Annotated in this window: 14 protein-coding genes; 1 reads left to right on the top strand and 13 read right to left on the bottom strand. The window is 33.8% G+C overall.

Features of this window, described 5'->3' with window-relative positions:
* Positions 1–24: 24 nt before the first annotated feature.
* The 9 genes from T546_RS24535 to T546_RS25695 all read right to left on the bottom strand — a co-directional run bounded on the left by T546_RS24535 (position 25) and on the right by T546_RS25695 (position 11,917).
* Positions 25–1,044: a TylF/MycF/NovP-related O-methyltransferase gene (locus T546_RS24535; protein ID WP_051629650.1), complete on the bottom strand. Its 1,020-nt coding sequence runs from the start codon at positions 1,042–1,044 to the stop codon at positions 25–27.
* A gap of 56 nt (positions 1,045–1,100) precedes the next feature.
* The gene (locus tag T546_RS22995) at positions 1,101–1,613 is read right to left on the bottom strand and encodes a hypothetical protein (protein WP_051629648.1); all 513 of its coding nucleotides are present in this window, start codon (positions 1,611–1,613) and stop codon (positions 1,101–1,103) included.
* Positions 1,600–2,736 carry a glycosyltransferase WbsX family protein gene (locus tag T546_RS0106890; protein ID WP_084326207.1) on the bottom strand — a complete coding sequence of 379 codons (1,137 nt, stop codon included), beginning with the start codon at positions 2,734–2,736 and terminating at the stop codon, positions 1,600–1,602. The genes T546_RS22995 and T546_RS0106890 overlap by 14 nt, the downstream gene beginning before the upstream one ends.
* A gap of 278 nt (positions 2,737–3,014) precedes the next feature.
* Positions 3,015–4,103 (bottom strand): D-alanyl-lipoteichoic acid biosynthesis protein DltD, encoded by a 1,089-nt coding sequence (locus T546_RS0106885; protein ID WP_026890984.1) that lies wholly within the window; start codon positions 4,101–4,103, stop codon positions 3,015–3,017.
* Positions 4,104–4,214: 111 nt separating this feature from the next.
* Positions 4,215–5,342, bottom strand: a complete 1,128-nt coding sequence (locus T546_RS0106880; RefSeq protein ID WP_026890983.1) for an FkbM family methyltransferase — start codon at positions 5,340–5,342, stop codon at positions 4,215–4,217.
* 103 nt (positions 5,343–5,445) lie between these two features.
* A complete protein-coding gene (locus T546_RS0106875; protein WP_166429802.1) occupies positions 5,446–6,885 on the bottom strand; it encodes a PfkB family carbohydrate kinase in 1,440 nt (479 codons plus the stop codon).
* A gap of 70 nt (positions 6,886–6,955) precedes the next feature.
* Positions 6,956–8,035 carry a CBS domain-containing protein gene (locus T546_RS24530; protein ID WP_051629646.1) on the bottom strand — a complete coding sequence of 360 codons (1,080 nt, stop codon included), beginning with the start codon at positions 8,033–8,035 and terminating at the stop codon, positions 6,956–6,958.
* A gap of 41 nt (positions 8,036–8,076) precedes the next feature.
* The gene (locus T546_RS0106865; protein ID WP_026890981.1) at positions 8,077–9,372 is read right to left on the bottom strand and encodes a glycosyltransferase family 9 protein; all 1,296 of its coding nucleotides are present in this window, start codon (positions 9,370–9,372) and stop codon (positions 8,077–8,079) included.
* A 37-nt stretch (positions 9,373–9,409) separates the two neighbouring features.
* Positions 9,410–11,917, bottom strand: a complete 2,508-nt coding sequence (locus T546_RS25695; protein ID WP_207641309.1) for a YncE family protein — start codon at positions 11,915–11,917, stop codon at positions 9,410–9,412.
* 919 nt (positions 11,918–12,836) lie between these two features.
* Between T546_RS25695 and T546_RS25880 the strand changes: the two genes are divergently transcribed.
* Positions 12,837–13,409 (top strand): IS3 family transposase, encoded by a 573-nt coding sequence (locus T546_RS25880; RefSeq protein WP_156951298.1) that lies wholly within the window; start codon positions 12,837–12,839, stop codon positions 13,407–13,409.
* Between the two features lie 599 nt (positions 13,410–14,008).
* On the opposite strand, the gene T546_RS0106845 is transcribed toward T546_RS25880, so the two are convergent.
* The 4 genes from T546_RS0106845 to T546_RS0106830 all read right to left on the bottom strand — a co-directional run bounded on the left by T546_RS0106845 (position 14,009) and on the right by T546_RS0106830 (position 18,763).
* Positions 14,009–14,839 (bottom strand): flagellin N-terminal helical domain-containing protein, encoded by an 831-nt coding sequence (locus tag T546_RS0106845; protein ID WP_026890980.1) that lies wholly within the window; start codon positions 14,837–14,839, stop codon positions 14,009–14,011.
* Between the two features lie 341 nt (positions 14,840–15,180).
* The gene (locus tag T546_RS24525; protein WP_026890979.1) at positions 15,181–16,524 is read right to left on the bottom strand and encodes a glycosyltransferase; all 1,344 of its coding nucleotides are present in this window, start codon (positions 16,522–16,524) and stop codon (positions 15,181–15,183) included.
* Between the two features lie 449 nt (positions 16,525–16,973).
* Entirely contained in the window at positions 16,974–17,183 is a 210-nt protein-coding gene (locus T546_RS0106835; RefSeq protein ID WP_024837805.1) for a DUF378 domain-containing protein, read from the bottom strand.
* A 53-nt stretch (positions 17,184–17,236) separates the two neighbouring features.
* Positions 17,237–18,763 carry an ATP-binding protein gene (locus T546_RS0106830; RefSeq protein ID WP_026890978.1) on the bottom strand — a complete coding sequence of 509 codons (1,527 nt, stop codon included), beginning with the start codon at positions 18,761–18,763 and terminating at the stop codon, positions 17,237–17,239.
* Between the last annotated feature and the right edge of the window lie 14 nt (positions 18,764–18,777).

The raw sequence follows: 18,777 nt of genomic DNA, 5'->3' as shown, positions 1-18,777 counted from the left end.
TCACAAACTACTGCCTCCGAACATTTATTTTATAATAACTAAAGTCCCTGCACGATCTGCAAATGGTACCTTTTTTAGTTTCAAATTATTATAATCCTCATAACGCTTAACTGCATTTCTCACACCATGCAGATAAGCAGAGTTGTAATCATGCAAAAAAATCACGCCCCCATTAACTAGCCTTGGATAGAAAAAATCAATTCCAGCAAAAATTGAATCTTCAAAGTCTACATCAATGGATACAAAAACATATCTGGTATCAAATGCTTCTTTTGATATAGAATCTGGAAACAGACCTTTACAAATTACACATTTATCAGGGTAAGGTAATTGAGCCATTAATTGTTCTTCTGAAGTTTTCATATGATAATCGATAAATACATTATCACATCTTCCTAGTGCAGCTTCTTTCTCACTCTCAATTTTATCAAACCCTTCAAATGTATCAAATAAAAATAACTTCTTATCTTTAAATTTTTCATTAATTAGTCTTGCAAATACGCCTCTAAAAACCCCAAACTCTGCTACATCTCCAACCATACCATCTTCTAATAATTCTTCAGCCATAAACTCAAAGGATCTATATCGAAAATAATCGTTCATATATTCAATCTTTGAATATCGTCCTACGCCTACTAATTTATCATTATCAAAGAAATCCTTCTCATTCATTTGTATTAATCTATATTGATTTAATAGTATATCTTTATATAACTGAGGGGATAGATTTTTGACCTGATCCAGATCATTCTCAAATATTCTCTCTTGTATAATATCTGTAAAAATGACTTTTTCTTTAGGAAAACCCAACTCAAGATATGTATTATATATATCACTAAAATATAAACTGGAAATCACCAGAAAGTCACCTTGGCTTAAAAGTAAAGATAAATCTTCTGGTCCATATACCTGGTACCCTTCAAACGTTTCTCCTTTATGATAAGTATCAATTACTGCCACTATGTCGCATTCTTTAAAATACTCATATTCTATATACCTTTTTGCACGTTCACCACATCCCCACAATATAATTTTTTTCTTCATGTTCTATCTCCCTTTTTTTGTAATTTATTTCTCTTAATCCAGCTCAGTACATAAAATTAATATTTACTATAGACCACATCATCAATTGATACAATATCCCCACACACTTTTCCTATTAGCTTATTTTTTATTTCACTAAAATAATAAGAAGCTGTTACAACAACTACATCAACATGCGGTATTGAATTATCTGGATGTATAACGGTAATGCTTTTACAAATGTCAACAGGGTTTTGGTCAATCACGCATTTAACTTCTATCCCTGTACCTTCTAACTCTTCTAATAATCGTTCACCCATTTCCTTCATACCATATATTGCTACTGTACTGTAATTATTTTTTTCAAAAAACTCTACAACTGATTTTTTACTCTGTTTTAGGGACAACCACTGATTCAGGATTCGATAGTAACTTATTGTTTTTTCCTTTTCCTGATTATCCCGTTTCATCACTTCACGAAATATTTTCCAAATCGTAGCAAATCCTATAATTAATCCAATAACCCCCGTTATAAAAAATTCCATTATAATTTTTTCTTTTTTCACGACTTCTCCTTTAATTTTTTTCATATTTCATGATACTTCTTCTTAATTCTTTTAAATATCCATATCCATATTTTTGATCTGGTTCAATATAAGCACCTTCTGACCATTCATTCCATGCATTCAAAAAAAGATATTCATTTCCTAACTTTTCCGAAAAATGGAGCATCTTTTCAATATGTTTCCCAAATCTTTTTGGGGTACTTCCAGGAACAATCCAACCAGCTTCATCTTTTCTAGCTGTATTATCCCATCCTGGGAAAGCACCCAAATATGTTTTTTTATTATCGTATTCCATTGAAAGAGCTTCTATTTGTTTACATAAATATGGATAAGAAAATGTATTTTGGGCATATATCTTATTTTTAAATAAAGATTTTTCCTTATTGATATTATCTATATGTTCTTCTTTATAACGTAGCACTTGTTGCCGATAAGATGTATCCCCGCAGATTGTATGCATCGGTTCAAAATTCATATAACCATCATATAAATTTTTTGATTTATCCACTCCCCAGCCAGTATTCATTGCTATTAGAAAGATTCCATCAAATCCACATTCAATAGCTAGTCGATTCCATAAATCAAACATTTCCTTTCTGTGCTTAATATCCTGAGGCAAGTATATGATGTATATTGGTTTATTTCCAACCTTTATGTATCTTTCATCCTTAAAAAATTTCAGTAAATAATTAAAATGTTCTCTCCATTCCTCTTCATTGCCATATACTTGTTGTAGGAGGATTTGTTTTCCTGCATCTGCTCTATACCATGTACGCGTCCATGATTGATTTGCCCAAATCAAGCAGTAAGGAAACGTTTCTCTCGAGTGATCTCTATAATCCTCTATAGGACCTTCTAATACCTTTTTACCCGCAAAATAATAATGATAGAAAGCAAACCCTTGTATCTTATAGGCTTGAGCAAGTCGTACATGGCCTTCTAAAACCTTTAAATCAGATAAGTCATAATAATTATTTTGATAAGGAATTCTAGGTTGATAATGGCCTGGGTAATAGCTTCTTCCACGTCTAACATTTGTCCACTCTGTAAAACCTTTTCCCCACCACATGTCGTTTTCTGGAATAGAATGAAATTGCGGTAAGTAAATTGCCAAAACTTTACTCTTCATTTTTTTCTCTTTTCTCATAGTCCCTCTTCCAAAACAGGTGCTCTCATGATAGTAAAATCTACAAGATGCTGCATATATCTATTGTATTGCTTAATAACTTTATACTTTAAATATCTTTTTACTATTTTTTAATTCAACAATAAAAAACTTGAAGCTCTCTTCTATTGCTCAAGAATGAACAGCTATTACATTATTAGTAGCATTAGTTATATATGTGGAGGTCGTATATCTGCTCATCATAAACAGATCCAACAATTTCTTCCTCTTATCTTGTTAAAAATTTATTCTAAAGGGATTTAATTGTCCCAGATAATATCCCTATTTAATTGCTTTGTGAAAGCCACTGCTCCTTTTTTATTCATATGGTTTATATGATAATAATAAGAATCTGGATAATCAATTTTGTCAAAGTAGTCCAATACTTGTATATTGCTATTGTTCTCGATTACTTCGTTTAAATTATCATAAAACTTTTTTTTGATAGAGGAGGAACAATATTTTGAATAATACTTAGTTACAGGCATTATTACAAATATTGGTTTTATTTTATTATCCAATAAAAGTTTCACATATTCTTTTAATATCCTTTTGTTTTCAAATACGGTCGCAGGGTGGTTTTTATAAAAATCAGCATTTGCTGCATTTTCTCCCTCTAAATCATTTAATTCAAATCTTCTTAAATCATAGTTAAATATACCTTTAGGAATGCGAATTCTCTCTAAATTTTTGATTTCTTTTGCATAATATTCCTCCTGATACTGATGGCTGATCAAATTATGCATACTGCTAATATATGGATAATATCTCAACATCTGCCATGAACCACTACTTTTTGAAAGATCATATTCAAAACTATAATAATTTAAACCAATTATCGCATATTTTAGCAAACTCATTTGATAATTTTTCAAAAAATATTTTACCATTTCAAAATCACAGTAAATATCTTGACTCCTATTCGCAAACTTAAAAGCATTAACGTTTAATTTTTTTGATGAAATACCATCATCATGGTATGATATCCCTGTTATTAGCATTTGAATCAAATGACTTTTTTTTTCAAGTTCCACCAGTTTTCTGTCAAAAAAGAAATGTTGAAAAACTAGATACTTTTCAATGGTACCTGGATTTCCTATAACTATTTTTGATGAATCTATTCCGATCTCCTTAGCCTGTTTATAAATTTCATCTGAGTAAATTGAGCATATTAAAAGAAAATCGTATTTCAGATTCATAGCATATTCTGGTCTATACACTGGCTTTCCATAAAAACTTTCAAGCGTTGAATAATTGTCAATAAAAGCAATAATTTCTACATCATTGCTCAATTTTTTAATCATACTTTTCCCTACATTGCCAGTTCCCCATATTACCACTTTTATCATATATTACGTGACTCCTCCACATTTAATAAAACATATCTATAGTAGATTATATAAACTTTTATTTGCATAATCTTTGCATTATTATTCTCCAACCTCTTATTGGTTAAGATTTTAATTAATACTTTTATTGCTATTCTTTTCTGCTCTAATAAGACATTTTCGCAAAACAGGAGGTCTCATGGGATTAAAACTAGCAGGACACCATATATATCCCGTAGAAGTTTCTGTTTTAAAATGCAAATCTTCTAACAGTTTCTTAATTGCATCGTATGCAAATTCTTGATGATAGGTACACACAACAACTCTTAAATTTTCCGTTGCTGTAATACTTTTTAGTGCACCTTGCATCGCATAATATTCTTCTCCTTCAATGTCCATTTTTATAAAATCCACATTTGACCCATCTAATATTTCATCTAATGTGGTAGTATCACCTTTAATGTAGTTTGATAAGCATTTATTAATTATCACAATCTTTTCTTTATAGGGTTCAAAAGTATGTTTTAAAGCTTTTACCCATTCACCATCCGGCTCAAATAAGTATATTTTTTTTACTCTGTCAATAATTGATAATGCAAAATCACCTTCTGCCACCCCACCATCAACTACTACAGCATTATCAGGAACATTAAATTTATCCGTCAGGTATCTATGCGGAGAGTCGGTATCTTGATGAATACATACTAGCCGAAAATACTCTCTTACTGATTTTTCATCTTGAAATGACCTTGGAAAGTACATCTTCTTATCACAATATAATGCATAATAAAGTTTTTTATCCTGATCATATTCTATATGAGAATCCTCAGTATTGTATTTTTCTACAAAAGGATAGTTAAACAATTGAAGCTGATGATATTTAAGATACTTCACAATATCTTGAATTTCTTTTTCCTCAGAATCTTCATATCTAAATAAAATCTGCAATCGTTTAAAAAATATATTATTTTCATTTTCTACAATTCTCTCTTTGTACCATGGATATTGTTCGATTATCTGCTTTACTATTTCTTGCGAAAACTTTGTAATTATTATAATATAAGCATCTTTATCTTCTATTAAAATTTCTGGTGAATATATCTTCTTTCCGAAAAAATAATCTTTCCATTTAGCCGGATTATTATCAATATATCCTATTATGTTAATATCATTTAGTTGTTCAGCATAGTATTGATTTATTTGCTCTGCTCTATATCCAGTCCCCCATATATAATATTTTTCTAAATTTAATGATTTCATAAACTTACTCCTTCTATTGTCTATATAAGATCCCCCTTAATATACTACCACTTATTTCTCTAAATTCTCCACATAAAAATGTATTATTGCTAATATCAGCAACTTAAATATTTGTTTTTTTTAAAATAATATTTGTCGTTGAGTACCCTTCCACAATAGGCACAATTATAACTTCATTTGCGAATTCTCTTCCAACCACATTACATTCCTTATAATCTCCACCTTTTATTAATTTGTCTGGTTTTATCATTTTTATTAAGTCATAGGGAGTTACTTCATCAAACAGCACTACCTTGTCCACAAAAGAGAGTGAAGAAAGCAATAAAGCCCTATCTTCCTGATTATTAACAGGGCGCATGTCACCCTTTAAAGCCTTTATCGACCTGTCTGTGTTTAAACCAACGATTAAATGATCTCCCTGTTTTCTGGCTAAATTCAAGTATTCTACGTGTCCTCGATGAAGGATATCAAAGCACCCATTTGTAAAAACAATCTTATCTCCCATCTCTTTCCACTGCTTCACTGTATTTTCAATTTCAGCCCATGAAACAATTTTTCTGTGTAAATTCATGGCCCTTTCTTCAATTACATCAGATATTTCATTAATAGATACAACATATGTCCCTTTTTTCCCAACTGAAATAGCGGCTGCAAAATTAGAAACCTCTATAGCCTTCTCCAAAGGATAACCCGCTGACAAAAATGCAGCAATTACAGCTATCACAGTATCACCGGCACCTGATACATCATAAACTTCCCGAGCTTTGGTTGTGCAGGAAAAACAGTGTAAGTCACTATAAAGATATGTCATACCATATTGTGAACGAGTCACTAGTATACCTCCTAGGTAAAATTTAGAAAAGATATGCTTTCCGCTCTGACATATTTCCTGTTCATTATTCGATAGCTCCATTCCTACAGCCTCACAATACTCTTTAAAATTTGGAGTGATAAGGTCAGCATGAGAGTACTTTGACCAGTCCTTCGTCTTTGGATCTACTATAACAAAAATGCCACGTTTATTTGCCTCTTGAATGATTCTTCTGCAAAAAGTTTCTGTACATACACCTTTATTATAGTCCGAAATAACTAATACTTTTACTTTGGACAGGCATTTCATAATATCCCGAAACAAGATTTCTTCTTCACTTAAAGAAATCACATCAGTTATTTCCTCATCCAATCGAACTATTTGCTGGTTTGGTCCAACAATACGAGTTTTAGTTGTTGTTATTCTTTCTTTTAATTTAAGACCACAAAATTCAATCTCTTTTTCTTTTAAACCCTTTATTACTTTTTCTGCATTGAAGTCTTCCCCTAACACTCCGCATAGGACAGTCTCAATTCCACAGCCGGCTATGTTGCACGCTACATTCGCAGCCCCTCCGAGTATATGCCACTTTCTATCTATATGCATTACAGGAATAGGCGCTTCAGGTGAAATCCGATTGACAATGCCGGATATATACTCATCTAAAATAATGTCTCCAATCACAAGACATTTGACTCCCTTCACATTATCCATATACTCGTTCATATTCATCTTTAGTCTCCCTATACAATTACGCAACATACTAGCATTAAAATTTAACATATGCATGGTCTAAACCTGATTACAAAATCTCATTAGAAGTTCTTTTTGTTGTATATAAAGGGTGTTCAAATCTGCTACACCATTTCATTGCAGAAAGATGAATATTTTTCCAGTCATTTATACTGCTTTCTGAGTGCATCCATATTTCATCAAATCGAGTATGTTCTGGTGATATTTTTATGGTCTCATTCCTTGCATTAAATTCTTTAATTGCAAGAGTTTCCCCCTGAAATTCCATCGTATCAAGAACATCATCAAAATACATTGTCACAACTGGAACATAATATTTGTGATCTTGCAAAAGCATATCAAGAATGGCTGTTGTAGGTGTATAATGATCAACATCAACAGAAATAAATGCTATAGGTGCCGGATTAAATCTGTCTAAAAATGTCTTTGTACTTTCACAAATATCCCCGATCACAAGTTTCGCTTTATATAACTGGCTCTGAAGGCCATTAATATTCATTTTAAAATCCCCTTCTATCCATTCCTGAGGGCAATCACGGTAGTCTCTAGGTGAATACAGTCCTTTTCCTGAGTCAAAACCGTACACATCAATTTCGATATTAGCCAAGCGGGATATTTCTCTTGCATAAAGTTCCATGTGAATCAATCCTCGTCCACCAGCAACCCCAAATTCAATAGTACTGATACGATTATACCCTTGCTTTTTTGCATACTTCGCAGCAGACAGCAACCCATGCGCATAAAAGAAATATGGTAAGTCTTTATAACTTTCTCTAAAAAATGCTTGCCATTTACCAAAAAGCCTAACTGGCATTTTATTTTCATCAATAATAGGCAAAGTAATTAACTGTTTTTCTGCAAATATATTCCTTGCTTTACTATAAATAGAAGCCTCACTTCCATTTTCTAAAAAGCAAAAATTTGAGTTACAAATTTCTCCACAATTTTGATATATAAGATCATTTTTAATAGGATTGATCTCTCCGCTACCTATTACACCTATAAGTCTATCTTTTTCATCACAAACAAGAGCCAGTGGATAAAGTGAATTTGTTGTTACAATGTAGTGAGCATATACTGCCGGTGTATCTGTGCGAACCACATTTCTTTGAAGTTGGCTTGGAATCATATTTTTCTCCTATAAAATCCTTGTATTTTATTTTCTAATCATTATAAATAATGCGGTAATTTCTTAATTACCTGTGTATATACTTGATCTACTTCCAAACTATGTACACTGCTACCATTTGCATACATAATATTACTTTCTTTCTCTAGTGCATAATACCCCGTATATGGCATAGGTGCATTAAAATCCCTGTATTTCCCCATAAGCAATATAGCCTCCTTTCGATAGCAATTTGCAATATGGGCAAATCCACTATCACCGCTAACAAAAATATCAGCGCCCTTTATTACTTGTGCAATAATTTGTATATCATGGATGTTTGTACAGTCAATATATCGCTCTGATTCATTGGTAATAATAGGCTCTAAGCCAATCTCTACCACATAATACCCCTCGCTTACCACTCGGTGTACCAGTTCATTCCACTTATTACATTGCCAGTCTCTGCATGACTCTGATGATTTACAATGAACTACAATATATCTTTTTCCTCTTTCAATGGGATTTTCAGATTTTCCACTCTCATAAAAATATGGTTCATCCGATATTTTTTTCATACCTGCTATTAAAGAAAAGCTCTCTAATAAAGACCCATAATTATAGTATGTATTTTCATTTATCATCGGATTAATATCATTCCAATGTACTTTTTTAGTTTTTGAACATGCCCGTCTATTAAAATGACAATTAATAACAACACTATTTGCTTGTTTTAGACTATTGCAAAAATCACTGGCTTCAGATAGGCACGAAACCTCTAAAACTTCATCAACAAAAGGATTATATTTTACTATTTCTAAATACATTTGCTTTACTATCCATGTCACCCGAGAATTTGGGACATTTATTTTTAAGGTTCTTGCTATTGGTTCACATGCTATAACATCTCCCATGCTTTCAACACACAATATATAGAAATGTGGAATTAAATTTTCTTTTAATATTTCTTTTATCTTGTTATCCACATATGTGACATTAATTTCCCTGGATTTATATAAAGCCTCCTCATTAAACACTTCTATAACAGGAATATGAATATTCTTCTTCTCAAGCAGCCTGCGAACACGCTCGGATATAATCTGCCAATAATCTTTTGAAACAATCATTATAACATCAGTGTGCTCCAAAACATCTGATAGTTTTTTTACTTTATATCCATGAAAATCCATTCCTATCATCGGGCTATCATCTCTATCCACAACAGCATATATTTGTGATAGCATCTGCCGTGTCTCAAAATAGGGAAAAATATATTCTGCTCCATAGCCAGTCCCATATAATACGATATTTTTATATGATTTTGATTTTGTTCCATAGCACTTTTCCATATCCTGCATGGGTATTTCCTTTCATTCTATCTGCTTATACAAAAACTTAATATATTTCACTGACTAACTTAAATATTTTATTGCCCACTTTATTGCTTTCACAAACTTCTACGGTAGTCAGGTCTTCTTCTAACAGGATTTGCAAAAAATCACAAAGTCTGGTCTCTCTGCCTTCTTTTAACCCTAATACCATACTCCTCTTGCATAGTTCCTTATATAAAATATCATTAGTATATTCAATATAATGTTCTACCCAGACAAATTTTTCTAAATCATTTACTTCTATAACTTCACCCTCTCGGGCAAGCAAAAATAATTTTTTATCACATTTTATACATCCTAAAAATCCGCTATATCCACTACCAATATTAATTCTATCGACAAGCCGTCCCGTTACTATATCAACCTTCCATATATTGCTATCATCCCACGGAATGAGGTACAACATAGAATTTTCAATAAACATTCTGCTCGTTACCATTCCTTTCACCTTCTTAACAGTATGAACGATTGAGCAGGTCTGTGGATCCCAAGATATTAATTCATGCCCGTTTACCGATGATAACCAGAATAACTTCCCATCAAACTCAACATCAGAATAATGATTTTCTCTTTTTCCAATAGAATAATATTGAAATTCTTGTTCCACTAATGAGAACTTTACTAACATATTACACGAATATGATGGAAGCCAAATTTCTGTTCCTTCTAAGACATATACACTACGAAAATACACAATATTTTTATCAGATATAAGGTTATTCAATACATTTACCCAATCTGTTATATAATTTACTTCATAGTTATTTATATTCATTTTTAAAATAGCAGGAAATGAACAACCAATAATATAGGCCTCCTCTCCCCTCACTATAACTCTGCAAAATTTATGTTCTTTATCATAAGATCTGCTGCCTGTTACAATTTTTTCATCAATGGGAACTAATCTAAACTTTTTATTTTCAATCTCATAAATAACTATGTTATTTGCTGACATTGGTGCAAATATTAACTTACCATTTGTATAGGCCACATCCCCGAATAAACGTACTGATAAAGCATCTTCCTCAGGGAAACGCTCAATCATCTCCATACTATTTGTTTCTTTATCTATTTTCACCAACGCATTAAAGTCATTTGCGGCTCCCCAGATACAATGATCGACCAGAATGGCTGCCTCCAATCCGCCGTAACTACATCTTTCCTCTATACCAATGTCAACATTTTGAATTAATGTAAATTCATGTGTCTTTTTATACATTGGAACCAAAGAACTGTTATCTCCATAGTAGGCGTCGGATAATGTCATTGTTCTCTCAACATCCGGTGAATCATCATATATCCCCCAACCGCCTTCCCGATACCACTCCACCAAATCTTTATAATCATTCCACAATTGAGGTCTCATAGATTCTATTGTGTCCTTAATAAGCGGATGTGGACGCCAAATAAGAGTTAATATATCCTCTCTATCTTTAAAAACATTGAGCACGTCTTTTATCTTTCTCAGCATCTTTTCATCATTTTGCAATAATGGCCCAATACTAGTATTATAAAAAACAATTTTTTTCCTATTCCCATCTGGTCTATGAATTAAGTTCATCCATTCCTCTGGAATTTGCAATTCATCTTTTACTGTACTCAATACCTTATCCATCTTTGGAGAGCCAATACCTAATATCTTTTTCTCCCAATAACTTCTTGTCTCTGTCCCTACTCTTTTAGTTAATACATTAATATAAATCTGTCGTATACCCTCAGATTGTACAATAACTTTATCTGTATTAAGCACACCCGGTAGCGTACAAAAATGTTGTATACTATCTATTGTCATTTGATCATCCGGTGAAATTTCTTCCAGAATAAAGTACGGTATATATATAAGATTATCAGTATATTTTTTCAAATTGCTGGAATAAAAGAATGGATGAACGCTCGTTACCATATTTAAGTCATCATACGGGTTGTGAATAAATATCAGATCAGGATGATGTTCTTCAAAGCTGTAATCCTGATATCTTGTAATGGGAACATAATCAGGATACTGATCACCTTCCCAACGTTCTTCTTTAAAACTTCCATCTGGGTTCTTATTATAATAAGGAATCGGAATCACATAAGCATCACAATCTTCAGCCTCATCAGCTGCTTTCCATACACTTTCCAGAGAATCCCACATTGATGCATTGTATGGAAGAAAAACTGCCTCAATCTTTTGTTTAATATCACTTTTTACACTATTTTCAATTCGTATAAGCTGCTTATGAAGCTGCTTATATATTTTACTTCCGCCTCCAGTTTTATTTTCACTGATGTCGTTATAAATATGATAGACCATTTCACAGTACTCTTCCAGTAAACCGACAGTGACAAAGTTTTCCCCTTCTGACTTCTCAATTAAACTACCTAGGTGAATCACCCCCTCCTGGCATTGTTCAAGCAATTCACCAGCCTGAGCAAAACTTTTTTTATCTATCATAATCTTTACCTGAGCCTGTGCTTGATAAAGTGTTTGAATAAATTCTAACAATAATTTTTTCTGAGCTTTTCTCATACCATATGCCTTTCTTATTTTGAGACCTTATCTATTCTTATATTAATATCGTAAATTTTCACTTATATAATTGAATTAATTTTTATAATTATCCAAGCTGCAATAAGTAACCTCGCTACCTCCCTTCTAGTACAACATTACTTAATTATTAACGACTCATTTGACAAATAGATTCCCCGCATATATGCACTTAAAAGGAGGAACCGTAAGATTACTTTGCTAAAAGAATATATTAATGCATTCTTTTAGATCATTAATTAAGAATCTCTTCCATTAATTCTCCCCATCATATTATTATTAATATTAATTCAAGCTTTTTCTTATAAAGAAAAATAGATGCAAAATATATGTAATTAAAGTTCTTCCACAATTATCTTATCAGCACACCTAGTTTTTTACTTTCTTTATTTAATCTATTATAAAATTTGGACCTATATTATAAAAGTGGGCACGATAAGTAACTATATATTACAATTAATCAGACACAAAAAGGAGGTATCTACTCATGTCCACAAGCAAAACAGGAACACGGTATGACGAGGACTTCAAGCGTACTCTCGTTAACCTTTATCAATCCGGCGGTAAAACATAGGCTACTCTCTGTAAAGAATACGGGGTATCCCTAACCGCGCTTACCCGTTGGATCAAACATTACTCTACCGTTAAAACGGATCATGGCGAAGTCTTGACTGCCAAACAAGTGAAAGACCTTCAAAACGCAATGCTCAGCTTGAGGAGGAACTCCTCATATTAAAAAAAGCGATTGCCATCTTCACGCCACACTCCAGCAACGATTAGATGCTGTTCATAAGCTTCATTTTCAGCATGACATAAAAAATCTTTGCAATGTATTAGGAGGCAACAGAAGTACACATTATAGCATTTCCATTCCGTACCTGCTAACCACACCAAAGAAAATCTGGAGATAGCCAAACGAATTCTCCAAATCTATGCTGATTATAACAAGCGTCTTGGTGCATATAAGATTACCTATGTCTTACGGCGTGATCATGGTATCCACATGAGTGTTGGACGAGTGTACCGACTGATGAAAACACTTCAATTACCACGAATGTCTACGGAAAAGCCATATCGTAACTATCGGCATAAAGATAATGGTGATTGCACCAATCATCTCCATCAGAAATTCAATCAGAAATCCCCTGATATTGTCTGGGCAAGTGATTTCACTTATATCAAAGTCTCTGGGAATTGGTATTATCTCTGCATTGTAATGGAACTATTTTCTCGCAAAGTCATTTCTTGGAACATTTCAGTAATACCTGATGTCAATCTGGTAATGACTGCATTTAAAAAAGCTTATGATAGAAGGAGGTGCCCTGCAGGGCTCATATTTCATTATGATGGAGGATCTCAATATACTGCATTTGCTTTTAGACAGTTATTAGATTCTCTTAATGTAGTGCAGTCATTTTCTAAGAAAGGCTATCCCTTTGACAATGCCAGCTGTGAAATTTCCTTAAATATCTAAAAAAAGAAGAAACCAACCGAAAAACCTATCACTCTTTACAGTAGCTGAAGCCATCCGTATTTGAGTACATTGAAGGTTTCTACAACTCTAGGAGACCACATGGTTTTCTTGGACTGCTAACCCTTAATGAAAGCGAAGAACTCTTCTAGAATCAAACTTAGTAACTGGTTCCAGAAAGTTTTTTCTGATAATCGTGTCTACTTACTTGACTACTGTGCAACATCCTACAATCAAACAATCTATAATACCTTTCACTTATATGCACTTTAATGTATTTTTTTAGTAATCTAAAAGAAACCATACACTATTGTTACAGTCATTAAAATGTTTTTGCCTTACCTAATGATTATTTACTGCATATTTTCTTACATATCTCTTAAAACTTGTTCTTAATAATATACAAAGACAAGAAATGCATTTAACATTCAAATATTCTATTAATATATCGACAAATATATACATATAATTACATATCTACCTGTAATTTCTCCTTATACAATTTTTTCCTTTTATATTTACTAAAATATCATATCACATAGAAAAAGGGCTTGCCACGAAACATGACAAGCCCTTTTTCTATGTGATATAATAAACAATAATTACTTTAATAACTGAAGAACACCCTGTGGTACCTGGTTTGCCTGAGCAAGCATAGCCTGAGAAGCCTGTACAAGAATGTTGTTCTTTGTATAGGACATCATTTCTTTAGCCATATCAACGTCACGAATACGGCTTTCTGCTGCTGTCATATTTTCAGATGTTACACTCAAGTTGTTGATGGTATGCTCAAGACGGTTCTGAGCTGCACCAAGTTTACCACGAGTATCAGATACTGTATTAATAGCATCTTTTATTTTTTTCACAGCAGCCTGAGCGTCAGTCTGTGTATCAATCTTTAATCCATCAATTCCTAAACCATTACTGCTCATATCAGCAATCTTAACATTAAGCTGGTTGAAGCTGTCTGAAGTATCACCGATCTGAAGTGTCAAACCATTGGTTGCCATATTGCCACCTTTTAACAGAGTTGTTCCGTTAAAGTTAGTTCCTTCTGAGATTCTGTCAATTTCAGAAGTTAAGGAATCTAATTCTGCCTGAAGATTTTTACGGTCTACATCATTATCATAAGTACCATTAGCAGACTGCTGAGCTAATTCAACCATACGGTTTAACATAGAATGAACTTCTGTTAATGCACCTTCTGCTGTCTGAATTAAAGAAATACCATCGCTAGCATTCTTAGAAGCAGTCTCAAGACCTGTAATCTGAGCTCTCATCTTCTCGGAAATAGCAAGACCAGCAGCATCATCACCTGCACGGTTGATTCTGTAACCAGAAGATAATTTCTCCAGGTTCTTGCCTACTGTATTATTATTGTTTGTTAAGTTTTTGTAAGAGTTTAAAGCTGTGATATTGTGTTGAATTCTCATAATATAAACCTCCTTGGATTGTGACGGGGACTTCCTTGTCCCCCGTATTAATTTTTTATGTTCAAACTCTCCATTCGGGCCCTGAATGAAAAGCCAAAACCGATTTAAGAAACTGCATATCATATTTATGCCTGATTGCAGAGGACTATTATACTATAAATCCTTATTTTACTCTAGTCATACAGTCGTATATCTCTTGTACACTATTACTTATATCGTCATAACTTTTTCTTTCATAAGTGTTTTATATATCTTTTTATAATTTCATAGATGAAATTAAATAATAATACTATACGTTATCTTTTTCACTAGTAATCTCTTAATCTCTTTTGGATATTTACTTAATTTTGATAAACTGATTGTTTATTTTGATTAAAAAAAGCCTTTTCCTCCTCAGAAAGTAAATCATAGACTTTTTGTTCTAGTGCATGATAAAAAAGCTTGTTAGAAACTCTAATTAAAAACAGCTTATCTTTAGCCTTGGTAAAATCATACAACTTAAATAGAAACCCTAAAATTGCCTCCGTAGTTTTCTCGTCTCTTGCTCCGTTTCCTAAAAGTTGAAGTAAACCCTTTAATACACTTTCTCCATAAGGCTTTACCCGCAGATATAGAACACCATATCTTACAGCCTCAGCAGCATGATTAATGGATTTATAATAAAATTCAAATAGTGTCTGATATATGTATGGAAGTTCAGCCGCAACATCCAGAACACCATGCCCCTGATATTGCTCAAGTTTGTTTAATGCTAATTCAAAATATTCAATTCCCTTTTGCTCTTTTCCATGATTCAGCATCCAGGAGCCGACCCAATATTCTATATCAGGAGTAGAACAATTACATTCGACTGACTGATTATATGCCTTCATAATTAATGCTTCATTGTCAATACGTCTTAAGAATTTCATTTTGAGCAAATTGGAAAAAATCAAATCTTTTCGCTCTTGGGAAAAAACATTTTTTATATTTTCAATTACACGGTTATAAGCATTTTCTGCGTCTTCATATTGTTCATTTCCAAAAAGAGCATCACCTAAATAAGCCCATGCATTGTAGTTTTCTGGATTATCTTTTACTTCACGCTTCAAAAGAGCTATATTTCTATCCATTTTATGGGTTTCTTCAAATACGCTCTTAGTATAGCCTGTATGAAAGACAGTAAGCCTGTCAGTAGCATCAAATACCACATGCTTTTTCCCAGCACTCGCCTGGAGTGTTTCGTGGATCCTATTTTGGTATCTCAAAGCAGGATTATTGGAGAATATTCTGTCCTGAGTTGCAAAAGAACCAGGCTTTCCTTCATCATTTAAATTTACCAATGAAGATCTGATAATAGCGGGCATTGCAGAGTACTTTCCATCTTTTTGCAGATATTTTAAAAGTGGAATTATTTTTTGTGCGTCTTCTTCAGAAAAATATTCATCCGCATCCAAGAATGCAATCCAGTTTCCTGATGCTTGATCAATAGCAAAATTCTTGGCAGCCGAGAAATCGTCTATCCACTCAAAATGAAAGACTTTTGCTCCCATCTCCTCTGCAATCTCAACCGTTCTGTCGGTAGATCCAGTATCTACAACGATTTGTTCACATACAATGCTCTTGCCCCAAGTTAAGGCTTTTCGTATATTTTTTTCTTCATTTTTAACAATCATACACTGTGATAGGTTGATCTTATACTTCATTTAAAATTTCCTCCTGATCAATTATTATTTATCTATAAGGGTCTTAAGAAGAAATTTCCCTGAATTACTCTTCCTATTAATTAATATCGTATTCTTACAAAAAAAAATAAGTTATTTTCTCCTAACTTATAATTTGTATCGAAGTGAAATATTGACCCACTTATATAAAATTACTGTCATTACATTATAACATCCTCTCCCATGTTATATCCACCTATTAATTTATGTATATAAAGAAATAAAATTATATATGGAAACCGTAGTAGTATCACATTGTATATCACTAGCTAAATTAAATGCCATTCTCATCATGAATTAACATTAATCTATATAAGCGCTATTTTTTATCGACTTGCTCCCTTATTACCCATAACAACAAAAGGGCACTGCCTCATGACCCATCAATTCCCGGTCACCCAGCAATGCCCTCCGTTTTTAACCAACAATTATCAGTCTGCTCTAGCCTCATTATGACCATAAAAGGTAAGCAGGTACAACCCGCAGATTCCTACCAGGCCGTACACAATCCTCGTAATCCATGTCATGTTGCCGAAGATAAATGAAACCAGGTCAAAGTTAAAGAAGCCTATCAGTCCCCAGTTTACTGCGCCGATAATGGCAATGGTCAGAGCTGTGTAATTTAATGCTTTATTTCCCATGGCTCTACCTCCTTTTCTTTTATATTATGGAGCAGAGATATGGTTTTTATACATTATTTTCCCAAACTATCAATTCGGGATTTTAATTCATCTTCCCGGTCCTTGAATAGAAGTCTTTCGTTATACTGATAATATCTTTCGCAGTCGTATTCTTTTAAAAATTTGACGCTGTAGTAGCCGGTATTTAATTCTGTAACAAACACCACCATCTCCTGGCCATCCATAAAAGCAGCTTCCATAAAATCAAAAGCATGCTCTAGAGCCTTGCCACCACTCTCAAGAAGTGTTTCATACCGCTGGTTTTCCTCTTTGAAAAGCTCCCGGATCCGATTCCATGAAGCATTCACATCCACATGCTCTTCCTCAGATTCTTCCTTTTTCAAAGTCTCCTCATATCTAGCCATAATACCTTCCACATCCCTGGCCAGATAATCTTCTCTCCTATTAATAAGCCCAGCTTCCCGCTTTTTATTCCAAACTTCCTTCCACTCTCTTCTCAAAACAGAAAGCCGTTCCACCATAGACTGATCTCCAACGCTATCAACTTCTGGATTTACCTTTTTAAGCTCCTCCATCAAAAGCCCTGTTCTATCCGCCTGATCTGCTACCGCCCGGAACTGCTGTCCCAGCTTTGACAGTAAAAGTCCAATCACATTTAATTTTTCATCAAATGGAGCACGATTTAACTTATTGCAAAGAGTTTCCCGAATCACACCGGAAAGAATTTCATCGATCTGGTAATCGTCCTGGTATTTGTAGTATAGGTGGAGATAGTTTGTGAAATCCTTGGCAATTTTAGGAAATTGAATATACTCTCCCACTACATCCCGGTCAACGTCCTTTTCAATCCGCTCACTGATCTGAATAAAGCGGGATAAATCCTCCCAGCCTCTTGGAGTGGCAAAGAATTTCCCATCTACCGTAGTTTCTATCCGGCAGAAATTCTCCGGTCTTGTATTCAAATAAGAAATAACCGCCGGGTGTAAATCATGTTCATACGCATAAGCCTTCCACACTTCAAAATCCGGCTCTACCTGGATAAGCTTGATTCTATCCAGAGTCACCACATCAAAATCCCGGACTGACTTATTATACTCCGGCGGGTTCCCAGCCGTCACAATGACCCAGCCTTCCGGAATCTTATGGTTTCCAAATGTTTTATACTGTAAAAACTGAAGCATCGTCGGTGCCAAGGTCTCAGAAACGCAGTTGATCTCATCAATAAATAAAATCCCCTCATTAAGCCCTGTGGTCTCCATTTTTTCATACACAGAGGCTACGATCTCGCTCATGGTGTATTCGGTCACGCGGTAGGTTTCATTTCCATATTCCTTTTCCCGGATAAATGGAAGTCCAACAGCGCTCTGCCTTGTATGATGGGTGATGGTATAAGCTACCAGGCCAACCTGGCATTCTCTTGCCACCTGCTCCATGATCTGGGTCTTCCCCACACCGGGAGGTCCCATGAGGAAAATAGGTCTTTGCCGCAGAGATGGAATCTCGTAGTTTCCGTAGGCATCCTTTAGTAAGTAAGCTTCTATGGTTGTTTTAATTTCTTCTTTTGCTCGTTTTATATTCATGGCAGTTTCTCCTG

This window comes from [Clostridium] aerotolerans DSM 5434, from assembly GCF_000687555.1.
GTDB lineage: Bacteria > Bacillota > Clostridia > Lachnospirales > Lachnospiraceae > Lacrimispora > Lacrimispora aerotolerans.
Note: the sequence above shows the minus strand (reverse complement) of the source record. Positions and strands in the feature narration are given on the sequence as shown.

Bases quoted from the DNA above. Each gene is read 5' to 3' on its own strand.
- T546_RS0106835 (WP_024837805.1), bottom strand. From the start codon at position 17,183: ATGGGAAATAAAGCATTAAATTACACAGCTCTGACCATTGCCATTATC.
- T546_RS24530 (WP_051629646.1), bottom strand. From the start codon at position 8,035: ATGATTCCAAGCCAACTTCAAAGAAATGTGGTTCGCACAGATACACCG.
- T546_RS0106890 (WP_084326207.1), bottom strand. From the start codon at position 2,736: ATGAGAAAAGAGAAAAAAATGAAGAGTAAAGTTTTGGCAATTTACTTA.
- T546_RS0106830 (WP_026890978.1), bottom strand. From the start codon at position 18,763: ATGAATATAAAACGAGCAAAAGAAGAAATTAAAACAACCATAGAAGCT.
- T546_RS24535 (WP_051629650.1), bottom strand. From the start codon at position 1,044: ATGAAGAAAAAAATTATATTGTGGGGATGTGGTGAACGTGCAAAAAGG.
- T546_RS0106865 (WP_026890981.1), bottom strand. From the start codon at position 9,372: ATGCAGGATATGGAAAAGTGCTATGGAACAAAATCAAAATCATATAAA.
- T546_RS25695 (WP_207641309.1), bottom strand. From the start codon at position 11,917: ATGAGAAAAGCTCAGAAAAAATTATTGTTAGAATTTATTCAAACACTT.
- T546_RS0106845 (WP_026890980.1), bottom strand. From the start codon at position 14,839: ATGAGAATTCAACACAATATCACAGCTTTAAACTCTTACAAAAACTTA.
- T546_RS0106885 (WP_026890984.1), bottom strand. From the start codon at position 4,103: ATGATAAAAGTGGTAATATGGGGAACTGGCAATGTAGGGAAAAGTATG.
- T546_RS22995 (WP_051629648.1), bottom strand. From the start codon at position 1,613: ATGAAAAAAATTAAAGGAGAAGTCGTGAAAAAAGAAAAAATTATAATG.
- T546_RS0106880 (WP_026890983.1), bottom strand. From the start codon at position 5,342: ATGAAATCATTAAATTTAGAAAAATATTATATATGGGGGACTGGATAT.
- T546_RS0106875 (WP_166429802.1), bottom strand. From the start codon at position 6,885: ATGAATATGAACGAGTATATGGATAATGTGAAGGGAGTCAAATGTCTT.
- T546_RS24525 (WP_026890979.1), bottom strand. From the start codon at position 16,524: ATGAAGTATAAGATCAACCTATCACAGTGTATGATTGTTAAAAATGAA.